Genomic DNA, 26,605 nt, shown 5'->3' with positions numbered 1-26,605 from the left:
GATCCGAGCGAACCGGGCGCCTCGAGCCGAGCGCGGCCGTCCTACACGTTGAAGCGGAACTCCACGACGTCGCCGTCCTGCATCACGTAGTCCTTGCCCTCGATGCGGGCCTTGCCCTTCGCGCGGGCCTCGGCGATCGAGCCGGTCTCGACGAGGTCGTCGAACGAGATGATCTCGGCCTTGATGAAGCCCTTCTGGAAGTCGGTGTGGATGACACCGGCGGCCTGGGGCGCGGTCCAGCCCTTCCCGATGGTCCAGGCGCGCGTCTCCTTCGGGCCGGCCGTGAGATACGTCTGGAGGCCCAGGGTGTCGAAGCCGATGGTCGCGAGCTGGTTGAGGCCCGACTCCGTCTGGCCGGTCGACTCGAGCATCTCGGCGGCGTCGGCCTCGTCGAGGTCGATCAGCTCGGACTCGATCTTCGCGTCGAGGAAGATCGCCTTCGCCGGCGCGACCAGGGCCGCGAGCTCGGCCTTCCGGGCGTCGTCGGTCAGCACGGCCTCGTCGACGTTGAAGACGTAGATGAACGGCTTGGCGGTCAGCAGGCCCAGCTCGCGGATCGGCTCCAGATCGATCGAGGAGGCCGACAGCGGCTTGCCCTGGTCGAGGAACTCGCGCGCCTTCTTCGCGGTCTCGACCACGATCGGCTCGATCTTCCTGCCCTTGAGCTCCTTCTCGTAGCGGGCCTCGGCCTTCTCGAGGGTCTGGAGATCGGCGAGGACCAGCTCGGTGTTGATCGTCTCCATGTCGCTGGCGGCGTCGACCTTGCCGTCGACGTGGACGACGTCTGAGTCCTCGAAGCCGCGGATGACCTGCGCGATCGCGTCGGCCTCGCGGATGTTCGCGAGGAACTTGTTGCCCAGGCCCTCGCCCTCGGACGCGCCGCGCACGATGCCGGCGATGTCGACGAAGGAGACGGGCGCCGGGAGGATGCGCTCGGAGCCGAAGATCCCGGCGAGCACCTCGAGGCGGGAGTCGGGCAGGTTCACCACACCCACGTTCGGCTCGATCGTCGCGAACGGGTAGTTCGCCGCGAGCACCGTGTTCTTGGTCAGTGCGTTGAAGAGCGTCGACTTGCCGACGTTGGGGAGACCGACGATTGCGATAGTGAGAGCCACGGGCATCCATCCTACGGCGTGGCGGCGGAAGGGCCGGGCGGGCGGGCGCGGAGGAACGGGAGGCGCCCGGCCCGCGGCCGGCGGGTGCTCCCGGCCGCTCGGGGCGACGCGCGCGCGACGCTCCCGGCGGCGTCGTAGGTGCGTGAGAGGCTGGAGCGTGCCCATCGACTTCACCGCCATTGACTTCGAGACCGCCAACTCGCACGGAGCCTCCGCCTGCTCCGTCGGGCTCGTGAAGGTCCGCGACGGCCGCGTCGTCGACCGCGCCGGCTGGCTCATCCGCCCGCCGTTGGGGTACGACGACTTCCTCGAGTGGAACACGCGGATCCACGGCATCCGCAAGCACGACGTGCACGCCGCCGCCTCCTGGGTCGACCAGTTCGCCGACCTGGCGGCCTTCGCCGGCGAGGACGTGTTCGTCGCGCACAACGCCGGCTTCGACATGGGCGTCATCCGCGCAGCCTGCGCGGCGACCTCCCTCGAGCACCCCGAGTACGACTACCTCTGCTCGCTGCAGCTCGCCCGCAAGACGTACGAGCTCGACTCCTACCGCCTCCCCGTCGTCGCCATGGCCGCGGGCTTCGAGGACTTCCGCCACCACGACGCGTCGGCCGACGCCGAGGCGTGCGCCGCGATCGTCGTGCACGCGGCCCGGCGGCACGGCGCCGCGAGCATGGCCGAGCTCGGCGAGCTGGCCGGCGTCTCCGTGAAGCGCCTGCGCCCGAAGACCCCCGTCGCCGCCTGACGTCCGTCATGCCGAGCCGGCTCGAGACGATCGGCTCAGCCGCGGGGGTCGCCGAACCAGGTGCTGAAGATGCGCCAGAAGTTCCGGTTCCCGTAGGCCGAGCAGTCGTCGCCCTCGCCGTAGAGGTTCGCGAGCGCCGCCGCGTTCGGCTGGTACGGCGTGTAGTAGTAGAGACCCGCCGTGGCCGCGTTGGCGATCGTCACCGGGGCGGTACCGCAGGACTCGTCCGGGGAGTAGCGGACGTCGCCGGCCGCGCCGACCGGGTACCAGTCGAAGCTCGAGTCCGGATTCCGGTAGCGCTGGAACTGCCACGCCGCTCCGTACACCTGCGCCGCGAAGCCGTAGGAGTCCGTGTCGCAGTCGGCGGTGTCCGGGCAGCCGTAGCCCGTGGCACTGCGGAACTGCCGCTCGCTCGGCTCCGGATCGGTCACGAGCGACTGCTCCTTCTGCAGCAGCACCAGGAGGACGGCCGGATTCACGCCGCACGCGCCGGCGACCGAGGTGATGATCTCCGCGGCCGGGACGTCGCGTCCGGCGGGCAGCGCATCGCACTGCTCGTCGGCCGTGATCGCCGCGATGTCCTCGGCGTAGTCGCGCAGGCACGGCACCGGCCCGCCAGCGCAGTCGGGGACGCGGGCGTCGAGGAACGCCTGCACCGTGAGCGGTCCGAGCGCGTCGCCGGCGAAGAAGACCTCGTCGGAGATCAGGTCGCCCGGGTCGAAGTCGGCTGCGACGGGGCCCGGCTGGAGGAAGGTCCACAGCCGGACGGTCTGCGGCTCGGACGGCACCGCGGCGAGGCGCGTGCCGTCGACGGAGCCTCCCAGCAGGAGTGCCACCAGCGCCGCGACGACGACGACCGCACCGCCCCGCCGGCGTCGGAGGCCGGTCGGGGACGGTGCGGTCGGGGTCATCCCTCCACGCTAGTGGCGGGGTCGCGGGCGATCAGCCGCAGGGGGTGAGCCGCGCGACGTCCTCCGAGAGGGTGGTGGGACCGCCGAGGAGGACGACCCGCTGAGCTCCCGACTTCGCGATGTCGGTCAAAACGGCGCGGGGCACGCAGTTCGTCGGCACGGCGAACAGCGGGCTGTTCGAGTAGCCCGCCGCCGTGGCTCCGGCGAGGGCGTCGGGGAAGTTCTCGCCCGTCGCCAGGAACACGGTCTCGGCCCTCGAGAAGGCGGCCCGGTTCAGCTGCTCCGAGGTGTCGTAGCGGTCGACTCCGCCGATGCGGGTGATCGTCGGCACCGGAAGCGAGTTCTTGATCCCCTCGCTCACCGACAGGGGGCTGCCCGCGATGGTGAGGTTCTGCACCTTGAGCTTCGAGAGGATGCCCTTCGTCACGGCGTCGGCCGTGCTGCCGGTGCCGTTCACGAGGACGACGGGTGCGTCGACGGAGCCGGCCGCGGCGCTCGCGCCGAGCGCGTCGGGGAACTTCTCGCCCGTGGCGAGCCAGGCGCGCGACGAGCCGCTCGGGAACGCGCTCTGGATGATGAGCCTGGACGTGTCGTAGCGGTCCTTCCCTCCGATGCGGTCCACCGTCGGCGAGTAGGACCTCAGCTGGTTCAGCAGGCCGTCGCCGACGCTCAGTGGGGAGCCGACCACGACGATCCTCGCCGGCTTGAGCCGGCTGAGCTCGTCGCGAACGGGCTGCGACATCGAGTCGCGGTCGACCAGGAGCAGCGGACCCTTCTGCTTGGCCGCGACCGGGGCGGCGCTCAGCGCGTCGGGGAAGTTCGCGCCGGTCGCGATGTAGACGACGGGGACGTTCGGGCCGAAGACGGCCTTCGAGATCGCGACGGCGGTGCCCTGGCGGTCGGTGCCGGCCAGACGCAAGACGTCGATCCCGGCCGACGTGCTCACGGACGAGCAGCCGAGATCCTTCCGGCCGGGGCCCCGGGAGTCGCCCGTGCCGACCCAGCGGTTCCAGTCGACGGAGTCGGCGGAGACGCAGACCTGGTAGGTGCCGGGTGCCGAGACGGGCGTGGTGGCGCCGAAGCCGTGGGCGCGGCCGGCGACGGAGTACTCGCCCGGGATGTCGCCGCGGTCGCCGTTCGCGGTCTGCGTGCGGACCGTGCGGGTGCCGTCGGGGCCGGTCACCGTGACCGTCGTGGTCAGCGCGGCCTGCTGCGTCGTCGGGTCGACGGCCCAGCCGGACACGCTCAGCGTGCTGCCCGAGATGCGCGGGGTGTCGACGCGTCCCGCGGGGGCGATCCCGGCGTTGGCCAGGGTGCCGTTCGGGTTCCAGTCGCTGAAGAGGTACCAGAAGTTGATGTTGCCGTAGGTCGCGCAGGCCGCGTTGCCGGAGTTCGTGAGGGCGAAGTCGTTGGGCTGGTACGGCGTGTAGTAGTACAGATCGGCCGTGGCCTGGTTGCGGATGGTGACCGGCGAGGAGCCGCACGCGGTGCTCGGGTAGTAGGCGACGTTCGGCGTCGTGCCCGGAGCGTAGGTGGTGAAGTTCGAGCCGGAGCCGGGCGGGTTGGCGTAGCGCTTGAACTGGCGGGCCGCGCTGTAGACCTGCGTGAAGAAGCCCGCCGAGCCGGGGTCGCACGCCGCGGTGTCCGGGCAGTTGTAGCCGGTCGCCTTGGCGTAGTCCTCGGGGCTCGGCGTCGTGTCGGTGACGAGGCTCCGCTCCTTCTGCACGAGCACGACCAGGGCGAGCGGGTTGATGCCGCACGCCAGGCCGACGCGCGTGAAGATCGAGGCCGACGACTCGCTGCCGGAGCCCTGGTAGGCGCCGCACATCGCGTCCGCCGCCTTGGACGGCGTCGCCTGCGAGAAGTTCTTGAGGCAGGGGGCGGTGCCGGCGGTGGAGCACCGGCTGCCCTTCTCGTTCAGGAGCGACTGCACCTGACCGGTGCTCAGCGCGTCGCCGTCGAAGAACTGGGCGTCGCTGACGATGAAGCCGGCGCGGAAGCTCTTCGTCTCCTCGGCGCTGTACTGCGTCGACTGGTCCGGGACGCCGAGGTCGGCGCGGTCGAGGGACGCGTCGAGAGCGCCGGTCTCGACCGAGACGGTCGACGGCGCGTCCTCGGCGGCGGAGGCGGAGGTGATCGGGACGAGGGCGGTGCCGAGCCCGACGGCGAGAGCGAGCGCGGCCGTGAGCAGGCGCGATGAGCGGTGGTGATTCCCCATGATCGCGAAGTCTACGAGGCGGTCGCAGGGCGTCCTGGCCCTCGTTCGGTGGTCGTGGCGCGTCGATCGCTCGATGTCGGAGGTGCGTGGTGTCATCGGCGGCATGGATCTCTCCTTCGTCCTCGGCCTGGTGGTCGGCGCGCTCCTCGCGGGAGTCGTGGCCGTCCTCCTCGCCCGCTCCCGCACGCCCGACGCCGCCCTCGCCCTCGACCTCGCGACGGCCCGCGCCCGCGCGGAGGGCCTGGAGGAGCGGCACGAGGCCGTCGTCGAGCAGCACCGCGAGCACCTCGGCTCCGCCCGCGACCAGATCCGCGAGCTCCAGGAGCAGCTGCGCGTCGTCGCCGAGCGCGAGCGGCACGACGCGCGCATCCTGCAGACCCTCTCCCCCGTCGCCGAGAGCCTGCGCGGCATGCAGGAGGCGGTCGGCCGGCTCGAGCGCGAGCGTGCCGCCCAGTTCGGGGCGATCACCGAGCAGCTCGAGGGGCAGCGGGCGGCGGGCGAGCAGCTGCGCTCGACGACCGAGACCCTCGCGTCCGCGCTCCGCTCCACCACGAGCCGCGGCGCCTGGGGCGAGACGCAGCTGCGGAACGTCGTCGAGGCCGCCGGGCTCACCCAGCGGGTCGACTTCGACGTGCAGTTCGGCCTCGAGGGCGAGGCGGGCCGCGGCCGCGCCGACATGGTGGTCCGCCTGCCCGGCGGCAAGGCGATCGCGGTGGACGCCAAGGTGCCGTTCGACGCGTACCTGGAGGCGAGCGCGATCCCCGCGGGCGCCGGCGGCGAGGAGGAGGCGCGGCGCGCGGGGCTCCTGCGGGCGCACGTCTGCGCCCTCCGCGGCCACGTGGACGCGCTGGCCGCCCGCTCCTACTGGACCGGTCTCCCGGCGAGCCCCGAGTTCGTCATCGCGTTCGTGCCGAGCGAGCCGCTGCTCGCGAGCGCGCTCGACGCCGACCCGAGCCTGCTCGAGTACGCGTTCCGCAAGCGCGTCGCCCTCGCCTCCCCCGTGACCCTGTGGTCGGTGCTGAAGACCGTCGCCTACACCTGGCAGCAGGACGTGCTCACCGACGACGCCAAGCGCCTGCTCGACCTCGGCAAGACGCTCTACGCCCGTCTCGGCACCCTCGCCGACCACGCCGAGGGCCTGCGCCGCTCGCTCGAGAAGACGGTCGACTCCTACAACGCCTTCGCCGGCTCGCTCGAGAGCCGCGTGCTGGTCACCGCGCGCCAGTTCGACTCCCTCGACGAGTCGCGCGTCATCGCCCCGGTCGGAGGAGTCGCCTCCTCACCGCGCCGCCTCACCGCCGTCGAGCTGCTCGCCGCGGAGGACGGGTCCGAGCGGAGCGCGTAGGATCCCGGGTCCCCGCTGAGCGAGCACCGGGCGCGCAGGCCGCGCGCGAGCGGCGCCGTCCATCCGGCTCGACACCCGGACGACCGCAGCTCGCGACGGCGCTCCGCCTCCGCGGCTCGGCGGAGGAGCGCCCGCGAGGCGTCTCGAGAGCCGCCGCGGCCCCGCCCGCTCGCCTCGGTGACCGAGGCCGGTGTCCTTCCGCGTCCTGCACGCCAAGACGCCGCCGCACTCGACGAGTGCGCCGTCAGCGGTGCGGCGCCTCGGCAGCAGTGCGGCGTCTCTGAGAGAGCGTGACGGCCTAGACCCACTTCTCCGCGAGGTGCTGGGCGGTCACGCGGCGGATGGTGCCCGAGCGGGAGCGCAGCACGATGGACTCCGTCGTGATGACGTGGCCCTCCTTGCGCACGCCCTTCACGAGTCCGCCGTTCGTCACTCCGGTCGCGACGAAGTAGGTGTTGTCGCTGCGGACGAGGTCGTTGGCGTGGAGCACGCGGTCGAGGTCGTGCCCGGCGTCGATGGCACGCTGGCGCTCGTCGTCGTCCTTCGGGCGGAGGATGCCCTGGATCACCCCGCCGAGCGCGCGGATGGCGCAGGCCGTGATGATGCCCTCGGGCGTGCCTCCGGTGCCGACGCACATGTCGAGTCGGGAGTCGTGGCGAGCGGCGTTGATGCCGCCCGCGACGTCGCCGTCGAGCAGGAGGCGCGTGCCGGCTCCGGCCGCGCGGATGTCCTCGATCAGCTGAGCGTGGCGCGGGCGGTCCAGCACCGCAATGCGCATCTCCTCGACGGGCTTGCGCTTGGCGCGGGCCAGGGCGCGGATGTTCTCGCCGATCGGGCGCTGGATGTCGATGATCCCGACGCCCTCGGGCCCGGTGACGATCTTCTCCATGTAGAACACGGCGGAGGGGTCGAACATCGCGCCGCGGTCGGCGACGGCGATCATCGAGAGCGCGTTCTGGCGCCCGGCCGCGGTCAGCGAGGTGCCGTCGATCGGGTCGACGGCGATGTCGGCGGCGGGCCCCGAGCCGTTGCCGACGTGCTCGCCGTTGAAGAGCATGGGCGCGTTGTCCTTCTCGCCCTCGCCGATCACGACGACTCCGTCGAAGTTCACGGTCCCGAGGAAGGTGCGCATGGCGTCGACCGCTGCGCCGTCGGCGGCGTTCTTGTCGCCCTTGCCGATGAAGGGCACGGCGCGGATCGCGGCGGCCTCGGTGGCGCGGACGAGCTCCATGCCGAGGTTGCGGTCGGGGTGGAGGTAGAGCGAGTCGTTGTCGATCACAGAGCGGAGTCCTTCGTCGTCGAGTTCGTGCACGTCGTCGCAGGACCCGCGGAGCGGATCCCCATCCCTGCCCGAAGCCTAGTCCAGGGCCCTCCACGGGCGGAGGGACCGCGGAGGGGCGCCTCGCTAGACTCGTCCGCGACGCGGGCCTCGCCCGACCCCCCTTCGTTCATCCGTCAAAGGAGATGCCATGCCCGTCGCTACCCCGGACCAGTACGCAGAGATGCTCGACAAGGCGAAGGCGGGCGGCTTCGCCTACCCGGCGTTCAACGTCTCGTCGTCGCAGACGATCAACGCGGTCCTCCAGGGCCTCACCGAGGCGGGCTCGGACGGCATCATCCAGGTCACCACCGGAGGCGCGGACTACTTCGCCGGCCACACCGTGAAGAATCGCGCGGCCGGCGCGATCGCCTTCGCGAGGTTCGCGACCGAGGTCGCCAAGAACTACCCGGTCACGGTCGCGCTCCACACCGACCACTGCCCGCAGAATGCGCTCGAGGGCTTCGTCTACCCGCTGATCGCCGCCTCCGAGGAGGAGGTCAAGGCCGGTCGCGAGCCGCTCTTCCAGTCGCACATGTGGGACGGCTCCGCGATCCCGCTCGACGAGAACCTCGCCATCGCGAAGGAGATCCTCCCGCGCGTCAAGAACATCAACGCCATCCTCGAGGTCGAGATCGGCGTCGTCGGCGGCGAGGAGGACGGCGTCTCGCACGACATCAACGAGCACCTCTACACCACGCTCGACGACGCGATCGCGACCGTCGAGGCCCTCGGCTTCGGCGAGCAGGGCCGCTACATGGCCGCCCTCACCTTCGGCAACGTCCACGGCGTCTACAAGCCGGGCAACGTCCGCCTGCGCCCGGAGCTGCTCCGCGAGATCCAGGACGGCCTGCAGGCGAAGTACGGCACCGGCGCGCTCCCCCTCGACCTCGTCTTCCACGGCGGCTCGGGCTCGACCGACGAGGAGATCGCCGAGGCGGTCCGCAACGGCGTCGTCAAGATGAACATCGACACCGACACGCAGTACGCGTTCAGCCGCTCCGTCGCGGACACCGTGCTGAAGAACTACGACGGCTTCCTCAAGGTCGACGGCGAGGTCGGCAACAAGAAGGTCTACGACCCGCGCTCGTGGGGCAAGATCGCCGAGACCGCGATGGCCGCGCGCGTCGCCGAGGCGACCCGTCAGCTCGGCTCGGCCGGGAACTCCGGGAAGTAGGGCACCGCTCCGTGACGAACGCACACGATCAGCCGGGCGACAGGCGTCCGGAGCCGCAGTACGGCGAGTACGCGCCGCCCGGCTGGTCGTGGCAGCCGCCGGAGGACGCCGTGGTCGTCCCCGACCCGAGGGGGTCGGAGACCGATCCGAGGCCCGCGACCGCTCCGGCCGCGAAGCCCGTCGCGCATCCCGTCGACCGCCTGCTCACGATCGTGCTGCTCGCGCTCGGCGTGTTCTTCGCCGTGCCGACGCTGCTCGATCCCTCGAGCTTCGCGACGACCCTCCAGGAGCTCTACCGCTCCCAGGGCATCGGCACCTACGCGTCGCCGGAGCTCGCACGGATCCTCGGTGTCGTGGTGGCGCTCGCGCAGTCGCTGATCGTCGCCTTCGCGGTGTGGATCTCGATCCGGCGGCTCCGCGCCGGCAAGCGCGCCGTGCTCGTCCCGATCCTCGGGATCGCGGCGACCGTGCTGCTCTCCCTGATCGTCGCGGCGATCGCCATCCTGGGCGACCCGACGTTCGCGGAGTACGTCACGCGCATGTCGGGCTCGCAGGGCGGCGCGGGCACCGACGTCTAGCGTCGATCCCCGTTCCACCGCACACGGAAGAGGCCGCCGCTCCCGAGGGAGGGCGGCCTCTTCCGTGTCAGGGCCGGAACGCTCTAGGCGCCCGCTCCCGCGCTGATGCGTCCACCGACGCCGCGGGCGTCGCGCTTGCCGGCGACGTCCTTGCGCAGCTCCTTGGGGAGCGAGAACATCAGGTCCTCCTCCGCGGTCTTGACCTCCTCGACATCGCCGTACCCGGCGGCGGCGAGGTCGTCGAGGACCTCCTGGACGAGCACCTCGGGCACTGAGGCGCCGCTGGTGACGCCGACGGTGCGGATGCCCTCGAGCCACTCCTGCTTGATCTCGCTGGCGTAGTCGACCCGGTAGGCGGCCTTCGCGCCGTACTCGAGGGCGACCTCGACGAGGCGCACGGAGTTGGAGGAGTTCGCGGAGCCGACGACGATGACCAGCTCGGCGCCCGCGGCGACCTTCTTGATCGCGACCTGGCGGTTCTGCGTGGCGTAGCAGATGTCGTCGCTCGGCGGGTCCTGCAGGTTGGGGAAGCGCTCGCGGAGACGGCGCACCGTCTCCATCGTCTCGTCGACCGAGAGCGTCGTCTGCGAGAGCCAGACGACCTTGTCCGGGTCCTTCACGACGATGTTCGGCACGTCGTCGGGGCTGCCGACGAGGGTGACGTGATCGGGAGCCTCGCCCGCGGTGCCCTCGACCTCTTCGTGGCCCTCGTGGCCGATGAGGAGGATCTCGAAGTCGTCGCGCGCGAAGCGGACGGCCTCGCGGTGCACCTTCGTCACCAGGGGGCAGGTCGCGTCGATCGCCTGGAGACCGCGGTCGGCCGCGCCCTGGACGACGGCCGGTGAGACGCCGTGCGCGCTGAAGACGATGTGCGATCCCTCGGGCACCTCGTCGACCTCGTCGACGAAGATGGCGCCCTGGCTCTCGAGCGTAGAGACGACGTGCACGTTGTGCACGATCTGCTTGCGCACGTAGACCGGGGCGCCGTAGTGCTCGATGGCCTTCTCGACGGCGACGACCGCGCGGTCGACTCCGGCGCAGTAGCCGCGGGGCGCGGCGAGGAGGACGCGCTTGCGGCCCTCGACGGGGACGTCGCGCAGACGCCCTGTGGCGCGGGGCATGCGCGGCATGGGCAGGCTGATCGGGACTTGGCTCACCCCCTGATTCTACGTGGTGCATCCTGTGCCCGGGCCGTCCCGGTGTCGGACCCGTCCCGTACCGTTGTCGTCGCGGGAGGGCACTCCCGTTCCCCCCGTCCCTCCGAGCAGAGGCAGCGATGACCGACGCCCCACCCACCGCCGACGCACCCTGGCCGGTCGGCCTGCTCGCCAGCAAGATCAAGGGCTGGATCGAGCGCCTCGGCACCGCGTGGGTCGAGGGCGAGATCACCCAGTGGGGCGCGTCCGGCGGCAACGTCTACGGGAAGCTGAAGGACCTGTCCGGAGACGCGACGGTCGGCTTCACCGTCTGGTCGTCGGTGCGGAGCCGCCTCCCGGCCGACCTCAAGCAGGGCGATCGGGTCATCGCGCTGGTGAAGCCCAACTACTGGGTCAAGGGCGGCACGCTCTCGATGCAGGTCTTCGAGATGCGCCACGTCGGCCTGGGCGATCTGCTCGAGAAGCTCGAGCGGCTCCGCCGGCAGCTCGCGTCGGAGGGGCTGTTCGACGCCTCCCGCAAGAAGCCGCTGCCGTTCCTCCCGCACGGCGTGGGCCTCATCACCGGCAAGGACTCGGACGCCGAGAAGGACGTGCTGCGGAACGCGCAGCTGCGCTGGCCGGCGGTGCGCTTCCGGGTGGTCCACTCGGCCGTGCAGGGCGACCGGACGGTCCCGGAGGTGCTCTCGGCCCTGCGGACCCTTGAGGCCGACGACAGTATCGACGTGATCGTGATCGCCCGCGGAGGCGGCGACTTCCAGAACCTGCTCGGCTTCAGCGACGAGGCGCTCGTGCGCGCCGTCGCCGCCTGCTCCACTCCGGTCGTCAGCGCGATCGGCCACGAGGCCGACCGCCCGCTGCTCGACGACGTCGCCGACCTGCGCGCCTCCACTCCCACCGACGCCGCGAAGAGGGTCGTGCCCGACGTCTCCGACGAGCTGCTGCGCGTGCAGCAGGCCCGGCTGCGGATGACCGGCCGCGTGAGCGGGCTCGTCTCGCATGAGATCGACCGGCTCTCGCAGCTGCGCTCGCGGCCGGTGCTCGCCCAGCCGCACGTGCTGGTCGACCGGCACTCCGAGGAGCTGACCCGCTGGGTCGCGCGCGGCGCCGAGCTGGTGGACCGCCGCCTCGAGCGCGCGCACCTCGAGGTCGAGCGCCTGCACGGCCACCTGCGCGCCCTCTCCCCCCAGCACACCCTCGACCGCGGCTACGCGATCGTCCAGAACGCGGCCGGGCACGTCGTCCGGGCGCCCGGTGACGCGCCGGCCGGCGGCGCACTCGTCCTCACGCTCGCGGAGGGGGCCGTCGGCGCCCGCTCCGAGGGGCCCACCGGCGATCCCGCCGGCCGGTCCTGAGCCCGCCGCGCCACCCGTCCCCCTCAGCCCCGATCGATAGGATCAGACCCATGCCCGACTCCCCCGACGCCCCGGCGACCGACTCCGACGTCTCGGGATTCTCCTACGAGCAGGCGCGCGACGAGCTCGTCCGCGTCGTCTCCGAGCTCGAGCAGGGCAGCTCCACCCTCGAGCGCTCGCTCGCCCTGTGGGAGCGCGGCGAGGCCCTCGCCGCCCGCTGCGAGGAGTGGCTGATCGGAGCACGCGCCCGGCTGGACGCGGCCCGCTCCGGAGGGGCGGCCGCCGGATGAGCCGCGCGAAGCCCGCGCGGGTCGTCGCCGAGCTCGGGCGCCCGGAGACGGCGGCCGAGACGGCCGCACGCAAGGCCGAGAACTCCCGGCTCTACCGTCAGCGCAAGACGGTCAACAACCTCGTCTTCTCGCTGCTCGCGACCGTCGGCGCCGTAGCGCTCATCGTCCTGCTCGTCCCCCGCGGCGACACCGTGGAGCTCTCCTCGGTCGACGTCCCCCGCGTCGCCGCGCAGGTCCAGCTGGGCGAGGAGCAGACGCTCGCCGTGCCCTCCCTGCCCGAGGGCTGGAAGGCCAATGCGGCCGAGCTCCGCCGCGAGAACGGCACCGACTACTGGTACGTCGGCCTGATCACCCCGAAGGCGGGCTACGTCGGCCTGAGCCAGGGGCTCGACGCGGACGCGGCCTGGGTCGCGACGCAGCTCGACCGCCGGGCGGCGACCGGCGTCGAGACGATCGACGGCCGCGACTGGACCGTCTACGACCACCGCGACTCCGGCGACGACACCGGCAACACGCCCTACGCACTCGAGACGACGGAGGGCTCCAGCACCTACCTCGTCTACGGCACGGCCCCGACGGACGAGATCCGCCTGGTCGTCGACGCCATCACCCCGCAGATCGGCCAGGAGGAGTCCCGATGAGCCTCGGAACCAGCAGCACCGTCCCCCGCGAGTCCCGCCCGCCGGCGTGGGTCTGGAAGGAGATGCTCCGCGGCAACCAGCGCTTCGTCGCCGGCGAGCCCCGCCACCCCCGCCAGGACGTCGAGCGCCGCGCCGAGCTCGCCGCCGCTCAGGCCCCGCTCGCCGCGCTCTTCGGCTGCAGCGACTCCCGCCTCGCGGCCGAGATCATCTTCGACCTGGGGCTCGGCGACCTCTTCGTCGTCCGCAACGCCGGCCAGGTGATCGCCGACTCCATCATCGGCTCGCTGGAGTACGGCGTCGCCGTTCTCGGCGTGAAGGTGCTGCTCGTGCTCGGCCACGACGAGTGCGGAGCGGTCCGGGCAGCGATCCAGTCGCAGGCGCCCGGCGCCGAGCGGCTCCCCCCGCACATCGAGCACCTGATCGAGCCGATCATCCCCGCGGTGCGCCGCCTCGTGGGTGCTCAGCCGGACGGCCGCGTGCTCGTCGACCCGTCGGCGACCGACGCGCTGGCCGTCGGCCGCGAGCACCTGCGCGACACGGTCGCCGAGCTGCTCCAGCGCTCCCCGCTGATCGCCGACGCTGTCGCGACCGGGCGGCTCGCCCTCGTCGGCGCCAACTACCGGCTCTCGGACGGCACCGTGATGTCCGATGTCGTGCTCGGCATCGATCCGCCCGAGCTCAGCCCCTACGTCTCCGAGCTGGAGCGCGACTCCGGCTCGGCCTCCTCCGCCGCCGCTCCGAGCGCGGTGGGATCGGATCCCGCGTGAGCGGCTCCGGACAGCACAGCACCAACCGATCAGACAAGGACGAACACAGCGTGGTGGATCACTCCCCGACCGACGACTCCGGCGACTTCCGCATCGAGCACGACACGATGGGCGAGGTGCGGGTCCCCCGCGACGCCCTCTACGCCGCGCAGACCCAGCGGGCGGTCGAGAACTTCCCGATCTCCGGTGCGGGCCTCGAGCCTGCCCAGATCGCGGCCCTCGCCCGCATCAAGAAGGCGGCGGCGCTGGCCAACGCCGAGCTGGGCGTGCTCGACGCCGACATCGCCACGGCGATCGCCGACGCGGCCGACCTCGTCGTCGAGGGCGGCTACGACGCGCACTTCCCGATCGACGTCTACCAGACCGGCTCGGGCACGTCCTCGAACATGAACATGAACGAGGTGCTGGGCTCGCTGGCGACCACGGCCCTCGGCCGCACCGTGCACCCGAACGACCACGTCAACGCCTCGCAGTCCTCCAACGACGTGTTCCCCACCTCGGTCCACGTCGCCGTCACCGGCGCGCTCATCGAGTCGCTGATCCCCTCGCTCGAGCAGCTCGCCGAGTCGCTCGAGGTCAAGGCGGAGCAGTGGGCCGAGGTCGTCAAGGCCGGCCGCACCCACCTGATGGACGCCACCCCGGTCACGCTCGGCCAGGAGTTCGGCGGCTACGCCGCGCAGATCCGCCTCGGCATCGAGCGCGTGCAGTCGGCGCTCCCCCGCGTCGCCGAGGTCCCGCTCGGCGGCACCGCGGTCGGCACCGGGATCAACACCCCCGCCGGATTCCCGCAGAAGGTCATCGCGCGCCTCGCGGAGGAGACGGGCCTGCCCGTCACCGAGGCCCGCAACCACTTCGAGGCCCAGGGCGCGCGGGACTCGCTGGTCGAGGCCTCCGGAGCGCTGCGCGTGCTCGCGGTGAGCCTGACCAAGATCAACAACGACCTCCGCTGGATGGGCTCCGGCCCCAACACCGGCCTCGGAGAGCTGCGGATCCCCGACCTCCAGCCCGGATCCTCGATCATGCCCGGCAAGGTGAACCCGGTGATCCCGGAGGCCGTCCTCATGGTCTGCGCGCGCGTGATCGGCAACGACGCCACCATCGCCTGGGCCGGCGCCTCGGGTGCCTTCGAGCTCAACGTCGCGATCCCCGTCATGGGGACGGCGCTGCTGGAGTCGATCCGCCTGCTCGCGAACTCCGCCGTGCTGCTCGCCGACAAGACCGTCGACGGCCTCGAGGCCGACGTCGAGCACGCCCGCGCCCTCGCCGAGTCCTCCCCCTCGATCGTCACGCCGCTCAACAAGGTGATCGGCTACGAGGCCGCCGCCAAGGTCGCGAAGAACTCGGTCGCCAAGGGGATCACCGTCCGCGAGTCGGTCGTGGACCTCGGCTTCGTCGAGCGCGGCGAGGTGACGGAGGAGCAGCTCGACAGCGCCCTCGACGTCATGTCGATGACCCACCCCGGCTGAGCCCGGGCCTCCGACGGCCCGTCCCTGCGCTCGGCGCGGAGGCGGGCCGTCAGAGCACCAGCCAGAACCCCGTGAGCAGGAACGGTCCGAACGCGACCCGTCCGCGGACGCGCAGCACGAGCACCCACAGCCCTGCCACCGCGAAGCCGACAGCGGGCGCGGCGACGACCTGCTCGGGTCCGAGAGCCGCGAGCGGCGGTGCGAGGGCCGCCTGGAGCTTCACGTCGCCGAAGCCCAGCCCGCCCGCCGCACGCAGCACGCCCAGGCACAGCACCGTCGCGAGGACGGCGAGAAGCGTCCCCGCCGTGGGCGCGAGGACGGCTCCGACCACCAGCAGCGGGAGCGTGACCGCGTTCGGGAGCCGGTGCCCGCGCACGTCCGCCAGCACCAACGGCACGCTCGCGAGCGCCACCGGGACGAGGCCGGGCGCCCGACCGAGGTGCGGGGCCCCGATCAGGAGGAGCACCAGGGCGCCGAGGAGCAGGGCGGCCCGGTCGAGCAGAGATCCGCGGAGCATCCGCCGAGACTAGGGGACGACGCCCTCGGGGCGTCGGAGTTCTCCACAGGGCGGCCCGCCGGCGTGCTCGGGCGGCGGCGGGTCCCATCCCGGCCTCAGTCGTGCGGCGGCAGCGGTCCCAGCAGGAGCGACGCCCAGGCGCCGTGCGCCGACGCGTCGTCGGAGGGGTGGAACTGCCCGGCGAGCACGTCTCGGTAGAGGCGGCCGAGCTCCGACCTGCGCTGGTACGCCGACCCGCCCGCGATCCGGACGGCGCTCTCGACCACGCGGAGCGCTCCCTCCGTGGTGCGGATCTTCACCCCCACCAGCGACGGGAACCAGCGCGCGCCCCGGTCGACGAGCGCGTCCACGTCGGCCGCCGCCGAGCGCAGGGGCGCCTCGAGCCCGTCGAGCAGCATCCCGGTCTCAGCCACCCGGTGCCGCACCTCGGGGTCCTCCGCCAGTGGCCACCCTCCCGCCCGGAGGGAGGTCCGTCGGCGCACGGAGGCGACGGCGAGGTCGAGCGCGCGCTGCGCGACACCGAGGTAGACCGAGGAGATCAGCAGCTCGAAGGCCGCGAAGACGGCGAAGACGAAGGGGTCGGCGGTCGGTCCGACGGGCAGCGAGCGGATCATCCGCTCGGCCGGGACGTCGACGCCGTCGAGCACCGTCGTGCGGCTCTGGGTCGCCCGCATGCCGAGTGTGTCCCAGTCGTCGCGGACCTCGAGCCCGGCGACCGGAGACTCCGGGCTCTCACGGTGCACGAAGCCGTGCACGAGCCGTGGCTCCGACCCGCTGTCGTCGCGGCCGAACACGCCGAGCCGCGTCCAGGCGGGCGCGAGGGAGGTGAAGACCTTCGTTCCGGTGAAGCGGTAGCCGCCGTCCCCGAGCGGCTCCGCCCGCGTCAGTGAGTCCGAGAGCACCAGGTCGTTGCCCGCCTCGCTGTTGCCGAAGGCGAAGACGTGACCCGCCGCGGCGTCGACGAGGACCGAGCGGAGGGAGTCGTCGCCCCGCTCGAGCAGGAGTCGCGCGATCCCGGTCCAGACCAGGTGCATGTTGACGGCGAGCGCGGTCGCGGGCGCGGCCGTCGCGAGGCGCGTCTGCTCGGCTGCCGCCTGCTCCAGGCCGAGGCCGGCACCGCCGAGCTCCTCGGGGACGAGCAGCGCCAGGTACCCGATCGAGCGCAGCTCCTCCAGGTCGTCCGCGCAGAACGCGTTGCGCTCGTCGTAGTCGGCCGCGCGGGTGCGGAAGCGCTCGAGGAGCGCATCGTCGAGGATGCTCACCCGTCCACGCTACGCCCCGGTGCCCTGCAGGGACGCGCCCGGCCAGGGGATCCTCGGATCCCACGGGCCGGACGCACGGCGAGCCCGTCAGGCGAGCTCGTTCGACTCCAGCATCTCGGTGACCAGAGCGGCGATCGCCGAGCGCTCGGAGCGGGTCAGCGTGACGTGCGCGAACAGCGGGTGGCCCTTCAGCGTCTCGATCACGGAGGCGACCCCGTCGTGCCGGCCGACCCGGAGGTTGTCGCGCTGCGCCACGTCGTGGGTCAGCACCACCCGGGAGTTCTGCCCGACCCGCGAGAGCACCGTGAGCAGGACGTTCCGCTCCAGCGACTGCGCCTCGTCGACGATCACGAACGCGTCGTGCAGCGAGCGCCCGCGGATGTGCGTGAGCGGCAGTACCTCGAGCATCCCGCGCTCGATCACCTCGTCGAGCACGTTCTGCGACACCAGCGCCCCGAGCGTGTCGAAGACCGCCTGCGCCCAGGGGTTCATCTTCTCGGCCGCGTCGCCGGGCAGGAAGCCGAGGTCCTGGCCGCCCACCGCGTAGAGCGGCCGGAAGACCATGATCTTCTTGTGCTGGCGCTTCTCCAGCACCGCCTCCAGGCCCGCGCAGAGCGCCAGCGCCGACTTGCCGGTGCCGGCCCGGCCGCCGAGCGAGACGATGCCGACCTCCGGGTCGAGCAGCAGGTCGATCGCGAGCCGCTGCTCCGCCGACCGCCCGTGCAGGCCGAACACGTCCTTGTCGCCGCGGACCAGCGTGATCTGCCGCTTGCCGGTGACCCTCGCGAGAGCGGAGCCGCGGTCGGAGTGGACGACGAGCCCGGTGTTGACCGGGATGTCGGCCACGACGTCCGTGAAGAGCCGCTCGCGGTCGTAGAGCTCGCTCATCGCGTCGCCGCCGAGCGTCACGTCGTCCATGCCGGTCCAACCGGACTCGGGGGCCTGCTCGGCCAGGTACTCCTCCGCAGCGAGGCCGATGGAGGCGGCCTTCACGCGCATCGGCATGTCCTTGGACACGACGGTGACCACGGCGCCCTCGCTCTGCAGGTTGAGCGCGACGGCGAGGATCCTCGCGTCGTTGTCGCCCATCTGGAGCCCGCTCGGCAGCACCGACATGTTCGAGTGGTTGAGCTCGACGCGGAGCGTGCCGCCGCGGCCGACGGCGATGGGGAAGTCGAGGCGCTCGTGCTGCACGCGCAGCTCGTCGAGGCGGCGCAGGGCCTGCCGGGCGAAGTAGCCGATCTCGGGATCGTTGCGCTTGCCCTCGAGCTCGCTGATGACGACGATCGGCAGCACGACGGCGTGCTCCGCGAACCGGAACATCGAGGACGGATCCGACAGCAGCACCGAGGTGTCCAGGACGTAGGTGCGGAGGAGCTGATCGGCCGGATCCGAGGAGCCGTGCTGGACACGGCGGTGGACGCCGCCCTGCGTCCCGGTCTGCGGATCCATGCCCTGGGGAACTGTCACGACGACTCTCCACACTCCGGGGGCCGGAGCCCCCGGCTCATGTCCTCGAGCCGGTCTCATCGGTGCGTGTCGTGCACCGCGCAGTGTCCCTTCGGCGTCTGCGCGATGTCGAGCCGTACTTCTGTGGCCGTCTCGACCAGGCGCTGTACCTGATGACTCGAACCTAACCCGGCGAATGACATCCGTGTGCTTCTCACCGCTACGAATGTGTAACCAGTGTGTGAACGCGCGGAATCCGGCCTAGTAGTCGATGCTCGTGGCCGACGAGATCAGGGCGGCGCGGAGCAGCGCGAGGGTCGCGTCGGTGGTGCCGGCGTGCGCGCTGAAGCGGACGGTGCTCGGACGCAGGCGCGCGGTGACGCCGTGCGCGGCGAGGGAGGCCGCCAGCGGGGCCAGTTCCTCCGGCTCCGGCTCGACGACCACGATGCCGGCGCGCTCGTGCTCGCCGCGGGAGCCCACGACCGCCAGTCCGAACTCGTCCGCGAGGTCGACGATCGCGCTGACCCGCTCCGCCACGAGCGCGGCGATCGTCGACTGCCCGACCGCGGCGACCTCCTCCAGCGCCGACGCGAGCCGGGCCTGGGCGATCGGGTCCGGGTTGCTGATGCTGAAGGCGCGGGCGTCGCCGCGCGGCGGAGCCACCTCGTCCCACGGCTCCGCCTGCTCCGATCCCGTCCAGCCGGAGAGCACCGGGGTCAGCCGCGACAGCGCCCGCTCGCTGAGCGCGAGGAAGCCCGTCCCCCAGCCGGCGCGGAGCCACTTCTGGCCGCCGGTGACGACCACGTCCGCCAGCTCGTAGGGCGCGTCGACGACGCCGAAGCCCTGGATCGCGTCGAGGACGAGCATCCGGTCGCCGATCACGTCCCGGATCGCCGCGACGTCCGCGAGGTAGCCCGTCCGGGAGTCGACCAGGCTCACCGCGACGGTCGTCACGTCGTCCGTGAGCTGCTCGCGGACCGCCTCCGGCGTCACCCGTCCCTGCTCGGTCCGCAGCCAGCGGGGCTCCACCGAGCCGAGAGCCTGCGCCGAACGCACCGCCGCGAACGGCAGGCTCGGGAACTCCGCGGCCGACAGCAGCACCGCGCCCGAGGCGCCGAACAGCGCGTGCAGGAGGCCGGTCGAGGTGTTGGGCTGGAAGACGACGCGGTCGCTGGGGACGCGCACGAGCGCCGCCGCCGCCTCCCGGACGCGCTCGTCCTGCCGGAACAGCTCGTCGAGGGTGCCGGTGCGCGCGCGCACCAGCAGCTCGACGGCCGCCTCCTGCTCGGCGGCGACGGTCGCCGAGAGCGGGCCCACCCGGCCGAAGTCGAGGTACCCGGTCTCCTCGCCGAAGCCGGCGAGGTAGTCCTCGGTCGTGGTGGAGGTGGCCTCGTTCGAGCTCATGCCGGCCCTTCCGGTCGGTGGTGCGGCAGGAGCCGCGAGGTCAGCTGCCGAAGCGGCGGTGCCGTCCGGCGTAGTCGCGGAGCGCGCGGAGGAAGTCGACCTCGCGGATGTCGGGGCCGAGCGCCTCCATGAAGTAGAACTCGCTGTGCGCGCTCTGCCAGAGCATGAAGTCGGAGAGGCGCTGCTCCCCCGAGGTGCGGATGACCAGATCGGGGTCGGGCTGCCCGCTGGTGTACAGGTGCTCGCCGATGAGCTCCGGGGTCAGCAGGCCCGCGACGTCCTCGATGGAGGAGCCGCGCTTGCCGTGCTCCTCCAGGATGCTCCGCACGGCCTGGGCGATCTCGTGCCGCCCGCCGTAGCCGACCGCGAGGTTGACGTGCAGGCCCGTGTGGGAGGCGGTGCGCGCCTCCGCCGTGTCGAGCGCGGCCACGAGCGAGGGCGGGAGGCCCTCGTCGGAGCCGACGTGCTGCACGCGCCAGTCGGGCTGCTGGGAGACCTCCTCGGCGAGGTCGGCGATGATCGCGATCAGCTCGGTCAGCTCGCTGCTGTCGCGGCCGACGAGGTTGTCCTGCGAGAGCAGGTAGAGGGTGACGTGGCGCACGCCGAGCTCGTCGCACCACTGCAGGAACTCGTGCACCTTGGCGGCGCCGGCCCGGTGGCCGTGCGCGGCGGTCTCGAGGGCCCGCTGCCGCGCCCAGCGCCGGTTGCCGTCGATGATCATCGCGACGTGGTTCGGCAGGGAGTCGGGGGGAAGGCTCGAGCGGAGGCGCTTCTTGTAGACGCCGTAGAGGAGGTCCCTTCCCACAGGCAGTCTCGGCTTCGGCACAGTGACACGGTAGTCGACCCGGGGCGCTCCTCGAAGCCCGGCGGCGCTCGGCGTCGGCCCGGGACGGCGTCGTAGTCTGTCCGGCATGAGCCAGCGGCCGACGCCTCCCCCGTCCGATCCCCGCGCCCGCACCGACCGCGGCGGAGACACCGTCGGAGCGGACGGCCCGGACCTGCCCGCCCTCCCCCTCGTCGAGGACGCGATCGAGCACGACTCCTCGGCGGAGGTCCGGCCCACCTGGCGCGGCTGGATCCACGCCGGCCTCTTCCCGCTCGCGATCGTCGCCGGAGTGGTGCTGATCGTGGTCGCGGAGGGGACCGCGGCGAAGTGGGCGGCCGCGGTGTTCGCGACCACGTCGCTCCTGCTCTTCGGCAACTCCGCTCTGTACCACCGCTTCGACTGGAAGCCGCGGACGAAGATGATCCTCAAGCGGATCGACCACGCCAACATCTTCCTGCTGATCGCCGGCACCTACACGCCGCTGGCCGTGCTCGCCCTGCCGCCCGCGCAGGGCACGCTCCTGCTGGTCCTGGTCTGGGCGGGGGCGCTGCTCGGGATCGGCTTCCGCGTCTTCTGGATCGGCGCGCCGCGCTGGCTCTACGTGCCGCTCTACCTGCTGCTGGGCTGGGCGGCCGTCATGTACCTCGGTCCGCTCTTCGAGGCCAGCGCTACGATGATGGTGCTCGTCCTCGCCGGCGGGCTCTGCTACTCCGCCGGAGCCGTGATCTACGGGATCAAGAAGCCCAACCCGGTCCCGGGCGTCTTCGGCTTCCACGAGATCTTCCACGCGCTCACGGCCGTGGCGTTCCTCTGCCACTGGACGGCGGCGCTGATCGTCTCGCTCCACCCCGCCTACAACGCCTAGCGGGGCCCGGGCCCACCGCTGCGGGCCGGGCTCAGCCCTCGCTGCGCTCCGCCTCCTCGGCGTCGAGCCGCTCCTTCACCTGGGCGGTGTAGGTGGTCCGCCGCACGCGCCGGACCATGTCGAGCGCGAGAAGGACGGCGGCCAGAGCGATCACGAGCATCGTGATGAAGCCGAAGAGGCCCGGCGTGACCGTGTCCTCGTTGAACTCGGGACCCGGGGTCGGCACCGTCGTGGAGGCGAGGACGACGGCGCGCTGGGCGCCCTCGAGCAGCCCGGCGATCACGCGCGCACCTCGTCGGCGACGACGACGCCGGAGCCGTCGGGCTCCGGGGACACCGGGGCGTCCCCCGAGGGCTCGGGGTCGGGAGCGATCGGCGGGACGACCGCGGTCGGGCCCGGGGCGAGCTCGGCCAGGTCGAGACCGGCGAAGAGATCCGTCTCGGGCGTCGGCGCGTCGACCCGGCTCTCGACGAGCTGGAAGTCGTCGGTCGGCCAGGCGGCGTCGATCGCCTCGTGCGGGAGGAAGAAGAAGGCGTTGTCCGGAGCGACCTGGCTGGCGTGGGCCAGCAGGGCCGCATCGCGACGATCGTGGAAGCCGGAGATCACGACCCGCGTGGTCGCGAGGTACGGGGTGTCCTCGTTCCAGCGCTTCATCTCCTCGAAGACCGACAGGCGCGGGTCCTCCGGGTCGATCGAGCGCAGGTGCTCGGCGATCGCCCGCAGCTTCTGGCCGCTGAAGACGCGGTCGTAATACAGCTTCGAGATCGACCACGGAGCGCCCGTGCCCCGGTACTCCTCGGCGAGGCCCGCCGCGCGGTACGCCTCGACGGCGACCTGGTGGGCGCGGATGTGGTCGGGGTGCGGGTAGCCGCCGTTCTCGTCGTAGCTGATGATCACGTGCGGCCGGAACCGGCGGACCAGGCGCACGAGCGGAGCGGCGGCCGTGGCGAGCGGCAGACCCGCGAACGAGGCGGCGTCGACCTTCCCGTCCTCGGGCATGCCGGAGTCGACGAAGCCGAGCCAGGCGTGCTCGACGCCGAGCGCCTCGCGAGCGGCCGCCATCTCGTACCGGCGGAGGCCGCCGATGTCGCGCTCGGCGTGCGCGCGGGCCTCGAGGTCCTCGTTCAGCACGGAGCCGGCCTCGCCTCCGGTGCAGGAGACCACCATGACCTCGGCGCCCCGCGAGGCGTAGGCGGCCAGCGTCGCCGCGCCCTTGCTCGACTCGTCGTCAGGATGGGCGTGCACGGCGAGGAGGCGCGGAGTCTCCCGCACCTCCGAATCGACGGAGACCTCGACGGCCTGGGACACGATCGCTCGATTCCTCGGGGTTTAATGGGATCGGCGCTCCCGTCCGCGGAGGACGCGCGCCACCCGTCCAGAGTAGACGCATCACCCAGGGAGTTCCGTGGCCGCCCGCACGTCCGAGAGCGTCGAGGGAGCCGCCGCGCCCGCACTCGATCCGGACGCGGTCCGCGCCGCTGGACCCCTCGCCACCCGCTACGGCCGCACGACGCGCACCCGCCGCGGCAACCGCTGGCTCTTCGGCGGCGTCGCGCTCGCCTTCGTCGCCGTCTTCGCCGCCTGGGTCGTCTGGGCCGGACTCGACGGAGCACGCGGAGGAGTGGACGTCCAGGACACCGCGCACCAGGTCGTCGACGACCGCACCGTCACCGTCTCCTTCGACCTCACCGCGCCCGTCGGCCGCGAGGTCGCCTGCGCGGTCCAGGCCCTCAACGAGCAGTCCGCCGTGGTCGGCTGGCTGGTCGTGGAGTACCCCGCCACGACGGAGCGCTTCCGCTCCTACACGGAGACCGTCCGCACCACCGAGCTCGCGAACACAGGTTTGATCTCCTCCTGCTGGCTCCCGTAGGCTTGCCCGAAGCCCTGACGGACTCGTCGGGGCCTCGCCATTCCCACCGCCGCCTGACGCCGGCCGTCCCCACCGCCGGACGCGGACACCTCCGCACGGTGCTGCCGGGCGCCGCGAGCGCGGCCCGCAGAGCAGGAGCCCACCATGGCCGACCAGTCACAGGTGACCTGGATGACCCAGGAGTCGTACGACCGCCTCGAGGCGGAGCTCGCCGAGCTGTCCACCAACGGACGCGAGGAGATCGCCAAGCGCATCGAGGTCGCCCGCGAGGAGGGCGACCTGAAGGAGAACGGCGGCTACCACGCCGCGAAGGACGAGCAGGGCAAGATCGAGGCCCGCATCCGCCAGCTGACCTCCCTCCTCCGCGAAGCCGAGATCGGCACGCCCCCCGAGAGCCACGGAGTCGTCGAGGCCGGCACCATCATCACCGCCGAGATCGCCGGCGACGAGTCCCGCTTCCTCCTCGGCAACCGCGAGATGGCGGGCGAGAGCGACCTCGACGTCTACAGCCCCCAGAGCCCCCTCGGATCGGCGATCATGGGCCTGAACGTCGGCGACACCGCCCGCTTCACGGCACCCAACGGGCGGGAGATCGAGGTCCGCGTCGCCAACGTCGAGACCTGGTCCGGCCACTGATCGCACGTCGCGGCGCTCTCCGCGGCGTTGTCGTCGGGCGCGATACCGCCGGTATCGCTTCCTCCTCCGCCTTGCGGAGAACGCCGCGACGCACGATCAGCCCTCTCTGAACGGGAGCGGGGCGCCGGCTTCGCGGCGACAGCGTCGGGCGCGATGCCGCCAGTACCGCTTCCTCCTCCGCCTTGCGGAGAACGCCGCGACGCACGATCAGCCCTCTCCAGACGGGGGGCGCCGGCTTCGCGGCGACAGCGGAGGACGCGAGATCGCCGTGATCGCCGTGATCGGATTCTTCCCCGCTGTGCGGGGAACGCCGAGACGGACGAACGGCCTTCCCCGGACTCGGGGCGCCGGCCTCGCGACGGGATCGCGGACGCGGCGCCCTCGAGCGGTCAGTTGCGGGAGATGCGGGGGGCGTAGCCGGCGTCGGTGAGGACCTGGATGACGCGGTCGGCGTGCTCGGGGCCGCGGGTCTCGACGCTGATCTCGATCTCGACCTCGCTGATCTGCAGGCCCCGGCCGTGCCGAGTGTGCAGCACCTCGACCACGTTCGCGTTCGCCTCCGAGATGAGCTCCGCGATGCGCGACAGCTGCCCCGGACGATCCGGCAGACCGATGCTCATCTTGAGGTAGCGCTCCGACGCGGCCAGGCCCCGGCTGATCACCCGCTCCATCATCAGCGGATCGATATTGCCGCCCGACAGGATGACCGCGGTCGCTCCGGCGTCGCGGATCTTCCCCGTCAGGATCGCCGCGATGCCCACCGCGCCCGCGGGCTCCACCACGAGCTTCGCCCGCTCCAGCAGCACCAGCAGAGCCCGGGCGATGTCGTCGTCCTCGACGGTGACGACCTCGTCCACCATCTCGCGGACGATCGCGAAGTTCAGCTGCCCCGGCTTCGCCACGGCGATGCCGTCGGCGATCGTCGGAGAGATCGTGATCGCGGTCGGCTCGCCGCTCGCGAGCGAGAGCGGGTACGGCGCCGCGTTGGCCGCCTGCACGCCGATGACGCGGAGCGTGCGCCCCTCCTCGGCCGCCTTCTGCTTGGCCGCCGACGCGACCCCGGCGATGAGGCCGCCTCCGCCGATGGGCACCACGATGGTCTCGACGGCGGGGGCCTGCTCGAGGATCTCGAGGCCGACCGTCCCCTGGCCGGTGATCACGTCGGGGTGGTCGTAGGGAGGAACGAAGACCGCGCCGGTGCGCTCGGCGAACTCCGCCGCCGCCGCGAGCGCCTCGTTGAAGATGTGCCCGCTCAGCACCACGTCAGCGCCGTAGTCACGGGTGGCCGCGAGCTTGGGCAGCGCGACGCCGATCGGCATGAAGATCGTGGCCTTGATCCCCAGCTCCCGCGCCGCGTAGGCGACGCCCTGCGCGTGGTTGCCGGCCGAGGCGGCCACGACTCCGCGGGCCCGCTCCTCCGGGGTGAGCCGCGACATCCGGAACACCGCTCCACGGATCTTGTAGGAGCCGGTGCGCTGGAGGTTCTCGCACTTGAGGAACACGGGCGAGCCGAGGACCTGCGCGAGGAAGGTGCTCGTCTCCATGGGGGTGGCGGCGATGACGGGGGCGAGGACGGCGCGGGCCGCCTCGAACTCGTGGAGGGCGGGTCCGACGACGCGGCTAGTCTGCATGCTCTGCGGCAACTCTCTCGGGGGTTCGGGTCGGCGAGCGCCAGGCTCCGCTCGCGACGTACTTGACCATGACGTTGAGCGTGGCCACGACGGGCACCGCGAAGAAGGCGCCGGCGATGCCGCCGATGATCGAGCCTCCTGCCACCGCGAGCACGACGGCCAGCGGGTGGACCTTGACCGCCGACCCCATGATCAGCGGCTGGAGGATGTGGCCCTCGAGCTGCTGCACCGCGAGGACGACGATCAGCAGGAAGAGCGCGATCAGCGGTCCGTTGTAGACCAGCGCGATGAAGACGGCCAGCGCCCCGGTCACCACGGCGCCGATGACCGGCACGAAGGAGCCGAGGAAGACGAGCACGCCGATCGGGATGGCCAGCGGGACGCCGAGGAGGAAGGAGCCGAGGCCGATGCCGACCGCGTCGACGAAGGCGACCAGGATCTGCACCTTCACGAAGTTGGTCAGCGTCACCCACCCTGCGCGACCGGCGCCGTCGACGGCTCCGCGGGCGCGGCGCGGGAAGAGGCGGACGACCCAGCTCCAGATGTTCGGCCCGTCGATCAGGATGAACAGCGTCGAGAAGAGGGTGAGCAGCACGCCCGTCAGCAGGTGGCCGACGGTCGAGCCGACGCTGAGCGCGCCGCTGACCAGCATCCCCGAGTCCTGCTGCAGGGCCGTGAGGGCCTGCTGCGCGTACTGGTTGATGTCGGTCTCGGTGAGGTGGAGCGGCGACTCGAGGAGGAAGGCCTTGAAGTCGTCGTAGGACTGCACCGTCTGCCGGCTGAGGTCGTCGAAGCCGGAGTAGACCTGGGTGACGACGAGGAAGAGGAGCCCGCCGATCACCACGACGATCCCCAGCTCCGCCAGGACGACGGCGGCCCACTTGGGCCAGCGGTGGCGCTGGAGGAAGCTCGAGAACGGCACGAGCAGGGCGGCGATCACGATCGCGAGCAGGAGCGGGATGACGATCAGCCGCAGCTCGATGACGAGCAGCACCAGCACCGCGAGCGCCGCGACCACGACGAGGACGCGCCAGGCCCAGGCGCCGGCGATGCGCATCCCGTCGC

General features: G+C 72.2%; 26 protein-coding genes. 12 read left to right on the top strand and 14 right to left on the bottom strand.

Features of this window, described 5'->3' with window-relative positions; all coding sequences use genetic code 11:
- Positions 1-41: 41 nt before the first annotated feature.
- Positions 42-1,115 carry a redox-regulated ATPase YchF gene (ychF, locus tag C5C53_RS04450; protein ID WP_104222958.1) on the bottom strand — a complete coding sequence of 358 codons (1,074 nt, stop codon included), beginning with the start codon at positions 1,113-1,115 and terminating at the stop codon, positions 42-44.
- 157 nt (positions 1,116-1,272) lie between these two features.
- Between ychF and C5C53_RS04445 the strand changes: the two genes are divergently transcribed.
- Complete coding sequence (locus tag C5C53_RS04445; RefSeq protein WP_104266932.1) at positions 1,273-1,860, top strand: exonuclease domain-containing protein; 588 nt, start codon at positions 1,273-1,275, stop codon at positions 1,858-1,860.
- Between the two features lie 35 nt (positions 1,861-1,895).
- Here C5C53_RS04445 and C5C53_RS04440 read toward each other — a convergent pair whose 3' ends face one another.
- A complete protein-coding gene (locus C5C53_RS04440; protein WP_104266931.1) occupies positions 1,896-2,771 on the bottom strand; it encodes a hemagglutinin in 876 nt (291 codons plus the stop codon).
- A 31-nt stretch (positions 2,772-2,802) separates the two neighbouring features.
- Positions 2,803-4,989: a cell wall-binding repeat-containing protein gene (locus C5C53_RS04435; protein ID WP_104266930.1), complete on the bottom strand. Its 2,187-nt coding sequence runs from the start codon at positions 4,987-4,989 to the stop codon at positions 2,803-2,805.
- A gap of 103 nt (positions 4,990-5,092) precedes the next feature.
- Between C5C53_RS04435 and C5C53_RS04430 the strand changes: the two genes are divergently transcribed.
- Positions 5,093-6,334: a DNA recombination protein RmuC gene (locus C5C53_RS04430; RefSeq protein ID WP_258075371.1), complete on the top strand. Its 1,242-nt coding sequence runs from the start codon at positions 5,093-5,095 to the stop codon at positions 6,332-6,334.
- 298 nt (positions 6,335-6,632) lie between these two features.
- Here C5C53_RS04430 and glpX read toward each other — a convergent pair whose 3' ends face one another.
- A complete protein-coding gene (glpX, locus tag C5C53_RS04425) occupies positions 6,633-7,565 on the bottom strand; it encodes a class II fructose-bisphosphatase (protein ID WP_097165697.1) in 933 nt (310 codons plus the stop codon).
- 238 nt (positions 7,566-7,803) lie between these two features.
- Between glpX and fbaA the strand changes: the two genes are divergently transcribed.
- Complete coding sequence (gene fbaA, locus C5C53_RS04420) at positions 7,804-8,829, top strand: class II fructose-bisphosphate aldolase (RefSeq protein ID WP_104224414.1); 1,026 nt, start codon at positions 7,804-7,806, stop codon at positions 8,827-8,829.
- Positions 8,830-8,840: 11 nt separating this feature from the next.
- Positions 8,841-9,407, top strand: coding sequence for a DUF6264 family protein (locus C5C53_RS04415; RefSeq protein WP_104224415.1), 567 nt, complete (start codon positions 8,841-8,843; stop codon positions 9,405-9,407).
- 83 nt (positions 9,408-9,490) lie between these two features.
- Here C5C53_RS04415 and C5C53_RS04410 read toward each other — a convergent pair whose 3' ends face one another.
- On the bottom strand, positions 9,491-10,537 hold the full coding sequence (locus C5C53_RS04410; RefSeq protein ID WP_104225527.1) for a 4-hydroxy-3-methylbut-2-enyl diphosphate reductase: 1,047 nt from the start codon (positions 10,535-10,537) through the stop codon (positions 9,491-9,493).
- A 146-nt stretch (positions 10,538-10,683) separates the two neighbouring features.
- Between C5C53_RS04410 and xseA the strand changes: the two genes are divergently transcribed.
- Genes xseA through C5C53_RS04385 form a run of 5 tightly spaced genes read left to right on the top strand, consistent with a single transcriptional unit; the run spans position 10,684 to position 15,080 of the window.
- Complete coding sequence (gene xseA, locus C5C53_RS04405) at positions 10,684-11,916, top strand: exodeoxyribonuclease VII large subunit (protein ID WP_104224417.1); 1,233 nt, start codon at positions 10,684-10,686, stop codon at positions 11,914-11,916.
- Between the two features lie 50 nt (positions 11,917-11,966).
- Positions 11,967-12,206 carry an exodeoxyribonuclease VII small subunit gene (locus tag C5C53_RS04400; RefSeq protein WP_104224418.1) on the top strand — a complete coding sequence of 80 codons (240 nt, stop codon included), beginning with the start codon at positions 11,967-11,969 and terminating at the stop codon, positions 12,204-12,206.
- Positions 12,203-12,847 (top strand): DUF4245 domain-containing protein, encoded by a 645-nt coding sequence (locus C5C53_RS04395; RefSeq protein WP_104266928.1) that lies wholly within the window; start codon positions 12,203-12,205, stop codon positions 12,845-12,847. The genes C5C53_RS04400 and C5C53_RS04395 overlap by 4 nt, the downstream gene beginning before the upstream one ends.
- Positions 12,844-13,614, top strand: a complete 771-nt coding sequence (locus C5C53_RS04390) for a carbonic anhydrase (protein WP_208543312.1) — start codon at positions 12,844-12,846, stop codon at positions 13,612-13,614. The genes C5C53_RS04395 and C5C53_RS04390 overlap by 4 nt, the downstream gene beginning before the upstream one ends.
- Positions 13,615-13,664: 50 nt before the next feature.
- The gene (locus tag C5C53_RS04385) at positions 13,665-15,080 is read left to right on the top strand and encodes an aspartate ammonia-lyase (protein WP_104266927.1); all 1,416 of its coding nucleotides are present in this window, start codon (positions 13,665-13,667) and stop codon (positions 15,078-15,080) included.
- Positions 15,081-15,129: 49 nt separating this feature from the next.
- Here C5C53_RS04385 and C5C53_RS04380 read toward each other — a convergent pair whose 3' ends face one another.
- The 5 genes from C5C53_RS04380 to C5C53_RS04360 form a co-directional block, all read right to left on the bottom strand.
- Positions 15,130-15,597, bottom strand: a complete 468-nt coding sequence (locus tag C5C53_RS04380; RefSeq protein ID WP_104266926.1) for a prepilin peptidase — start codon at positions 15,595-15,597, stop codon at positions 15,130-15,132.
- Between the two features lie 95 nt (positions 15,598-15,692).
- On the bottom strand, positions 15,693-16,859 hold the full coding sequence (locus tag C5C53_RS04375; protein ID WP_104266925.1) for an acyl-CoA dehydrogenase family protein: 1,167 nt from the start codon (positions 16,857-16,859) through the stop codon (positions 15,693-15,695).
- An 87-nt stretch (positions 16,860-16,946) separates the two neighbouring features.
- Entirely contained in the window at positions 16,947-18,311 is a 1,365-nt protein-coding gene (locus tag C5C53_RS04370) for a PhoH family protein (RefSeq protein WP_104266924.1), read from the bottom strand.
- A gap of 258 nt (positions 18,312-18,569) precedes the next feature.
- Complete coding sequence (locus tag C5C53_RS04365; protein ID WP_104266923.1) at positions 18,570-19,712, bottom strand: aminotransferase class V-fold PLP-dependent enzyme; 1,143 nt, start codon at positions 19,710-19,712, stop codon at positions 18,570-18,572.
- A gap of 40 nt (positions 19,713-19,752) precedes the next feature.
- Positions 19,753-20,517, bottom strand: coding sequence for an isoprenyl transferase (locus tag C5C53_RS04360; RefSeq protein WP_279630826.1), 765 nt, complete (start codon positions 20,515-20,517; stop codon positions 19,753-19,755).
- A 106-nt stretch (positions 20,518-20,623) separates the two neighbouring features.
- Here C5C53_RS04360 and C5C53_RS04355 point away from each other — a divergent pair, with 106 nt between their 5' ends.
- Positions 20,624-21,403: a hemolysin III family protein gene (locus tag C5C53_RS04355; RefSeq protein ID WP_104266922.1), complete on the top strand. Its 780-nt coding sequence runs from the start codon at positions 20,624-20,626 to the stop codon at positions 21,401-21,403.
- Between the two features lie 31 nt (positions 21,404-21,434).
- On the opposite strand, the gene C5C53_RS04350 is transcribed toward C5C53_RS04355, so the two are convergent.
- Together C5C53_RS04350 and mca are read right to left on the bottom strand one after the other, a co-directional pair.
- Positions 21,435-21,686, bottom strand: coding sequence for a hypothetical protein (locus C5C53_RS04350; RefSeq protein WP_244230611.1), 252 nt, complete (start codon positions 21,684-21,686; stop codon positions 21,435-21,437).
- Complete coding sequence (gene mca, locus C5C53_RS04345; RefSeq protein WP_258059722.1) at positions 21,683-22,711, bottom strand: mycothiol conjugate amidase Mca; 1,029 nt, start codon at positions 22,709-22,711, stop codon at positions 21,683-21,685. Before mca ends, C5C53_RS04350 begins: the two co-directional genes overlap by 4 nt.
- Positions 22,712-22,808: 97 nt before the next feature.
- Here mca and C5C53_RS04340 point away from each other — a divergent pair, with 97 nt between their 5' ends.
- Both C5C53_RS04340 and greA read left to right on the top strand, forming a co-directional pair.
- Positions 22,809-23,273 carry a DUF4307 domain-containing protein gene (locus tag C5C53_RS04340; protein WP_104232767.1) on the top strand — a complete coding sequence of 155 codons (465 nt, stop codon included), beginning with the start codon at positions 22,809-22,811 and terminating at the stop codon, positions 23,271-23,273.
- Between the two features lie 144 nt (positions 23,274-23,417).
- Entirely contained in the window at positions 23,418-23,909 is a 492-nt protein-coding gene (greA, locus tag C5C53_RS04335) for a transcription elongation factor GreA (protein WP_104266921.1), read from the top strand.
- A 389-nt stretch (positions 23,910-24,298) separates the two neighbouring features.
- On the opposite strand, the gene ilvA is transcribed toward greA, so the two are convergent.
- Together ilvA and C5C53_RS04325 are read right to left on the bottom strand one after the other, a co-directional pair.
- Positions 24,299-25,540 carry a threonine ammonia-lyase gene (gene ilvA, locus C5C53_RS04330; RefSeq protein WP_104224429.1) on the bottom strand — a complete coding sequence of 414 codons (1,242 nt, stop codon included), beginning with the start codon at positions 25,538-25,540 and terminating at the stop codon, positions 24,299-24,301.
- Positions 25,530-26,597, bottom strand: a complete 1,068-nt coding sequence (locus C5C53_RS04325; RefSeq protein WP_258059301.1) for an AI-2E family transporter — start codon at positions 26,595-26,597, stop codon at positions 25,530-25,532. The genes ilvA and C5C53_RS04325 overlap by 11 nt, the downstream gene beginning before the upstream one ends.
- Positions 26,598-26,605: the final 8 nt, after the last annotated feature.

The sequence above is a fragment of the Rathayibacter sp. AY1E3 genome (genome assembly GCF_002932235.1).
Taxonomy (GTDB): Bacteria; Actinomycetota; Actinomycetes; order Actinomycetales; family Microbacteriaceae; genus Rathayibacter.
The sequence above is the reverse complement of the archived record's forward strand: the minus strand, read 5'-3'. Positions and strand labels throughout refer to the sequence as shown.

Coding starts and splice junctions, on each gene's coding strand:
- C5C53_RS04440 (WP_104266931.1), bottom strand. CDS start 2,771: ATGACCCCGACCGCACCGTCCCCGACCGGCCTCCGACGCCGGCGGGGC.
- C5C53_RS04435 (WP_104266930.1), bottom strand. CDS start 4,989: ATGGGGAATCACCACCGCTCATCGCGCCTGCTCACGGCCGCGCTCGCT.
- C5C53_RS04430 (WP_258075371.1), top strand. CDS start 5,093: ATGGATCTCTCCTTCGTCCTCGGCCTGGTGGTCGGCGCGCTCCTCGCG.
- glpX (WP_097165697.1), bottom strand. CDS start 7,565: ATGGAGCTCGTCCGCGCCACCGAGGCCGCCGCGATCCGCGCCGTGCCC.
- fbaA (WP_104224414.1), top strand. CDS start 7,804: ATGCCCGTCGCTACCCCGGACCAGTACGCAGAGATGCTCGACAAGGCG.
- C5C53_RS04410 (WP_104225527.1), bottom strand. CDS start 10,537: ATGCCGCGCATGCCCCGCGCCACAGGGCGTCTGCGCGACGTCCCCGTC.
- xseA (WP_104224417.1), top strand. CDS start 10,684: ATGACCGACGCCCCACCCACCGCCGACGCACCCTGGCCGGTCGGCCTG.
- C5C53_RS04400 (WP_104224418.1), top strand. CDS start 11,967: ATGCCCGACTCCCCCGACGCCCCGGCGACCGACTCCGACGTCTCGGGA.
- C5C53_RS04395 (WP_104266928.1), top strand. CDS start 12,203: ATGAGCCGCGCGAAGCCCGCGCGGGTCGTCGCCGAGCTCGGGCGCCCG.
- C5C53_RS04390 (WP_208543312.1), top strand. CDS start 12,844: ATGAGCCTCGGAACCAGCAGCACCGTCCCCCGCGAGTCCCGCCCGCCG.
- C5C53_RS04380 (WP_104266926.1), bottom strand. CDS start 15,597: ATGCTCCGCGGATCTCTGCTCGACCGGGCCGCCCTGCTCCTCGGCGCC.
- C5C53_RS04370 (WP_104266924.1), bottom strand. CDS start 18,311: ATGGATCCGCAGACCGGGACGCAGGGCGGCGTCCACCGCCGTGTCCAG.
- C5C53_RS04365 (WP_104266923.1), bottom strand. CDS start 19,712: ATGAGCTCGAACGAGGCCACCTCCACCACGACCGAGGACTACCTCGCC.
- C5C53_RS04355 (WP_104266922.1), top strand. CDS start 20,624: ATGAGCCAGCGGCCGACGCCTCCCCCGTCCGATCCCCGCGCCCGCACC.
- greA (WP_104266921.1), top strand. CDS start 23,418: ATGGCCGACCAGTCACAGGTGACCTGGATGACCCAGGAGTCGTACGAC.
- ilvA (WP_104224429.1), bottom strand. CDS start 25,540: ATGCAGACTAGCCGCGTCGTCGGACCCGCCCTCCACGAGTTCGAGGCG.
- C5C53_RS04325 (WP_258059301.1), bottom strand. CDS start 26,597: ATGCGCATCGCCGGCGCCTGGGCCTGGCGCGTCCTCGTCGTGGTCGCG.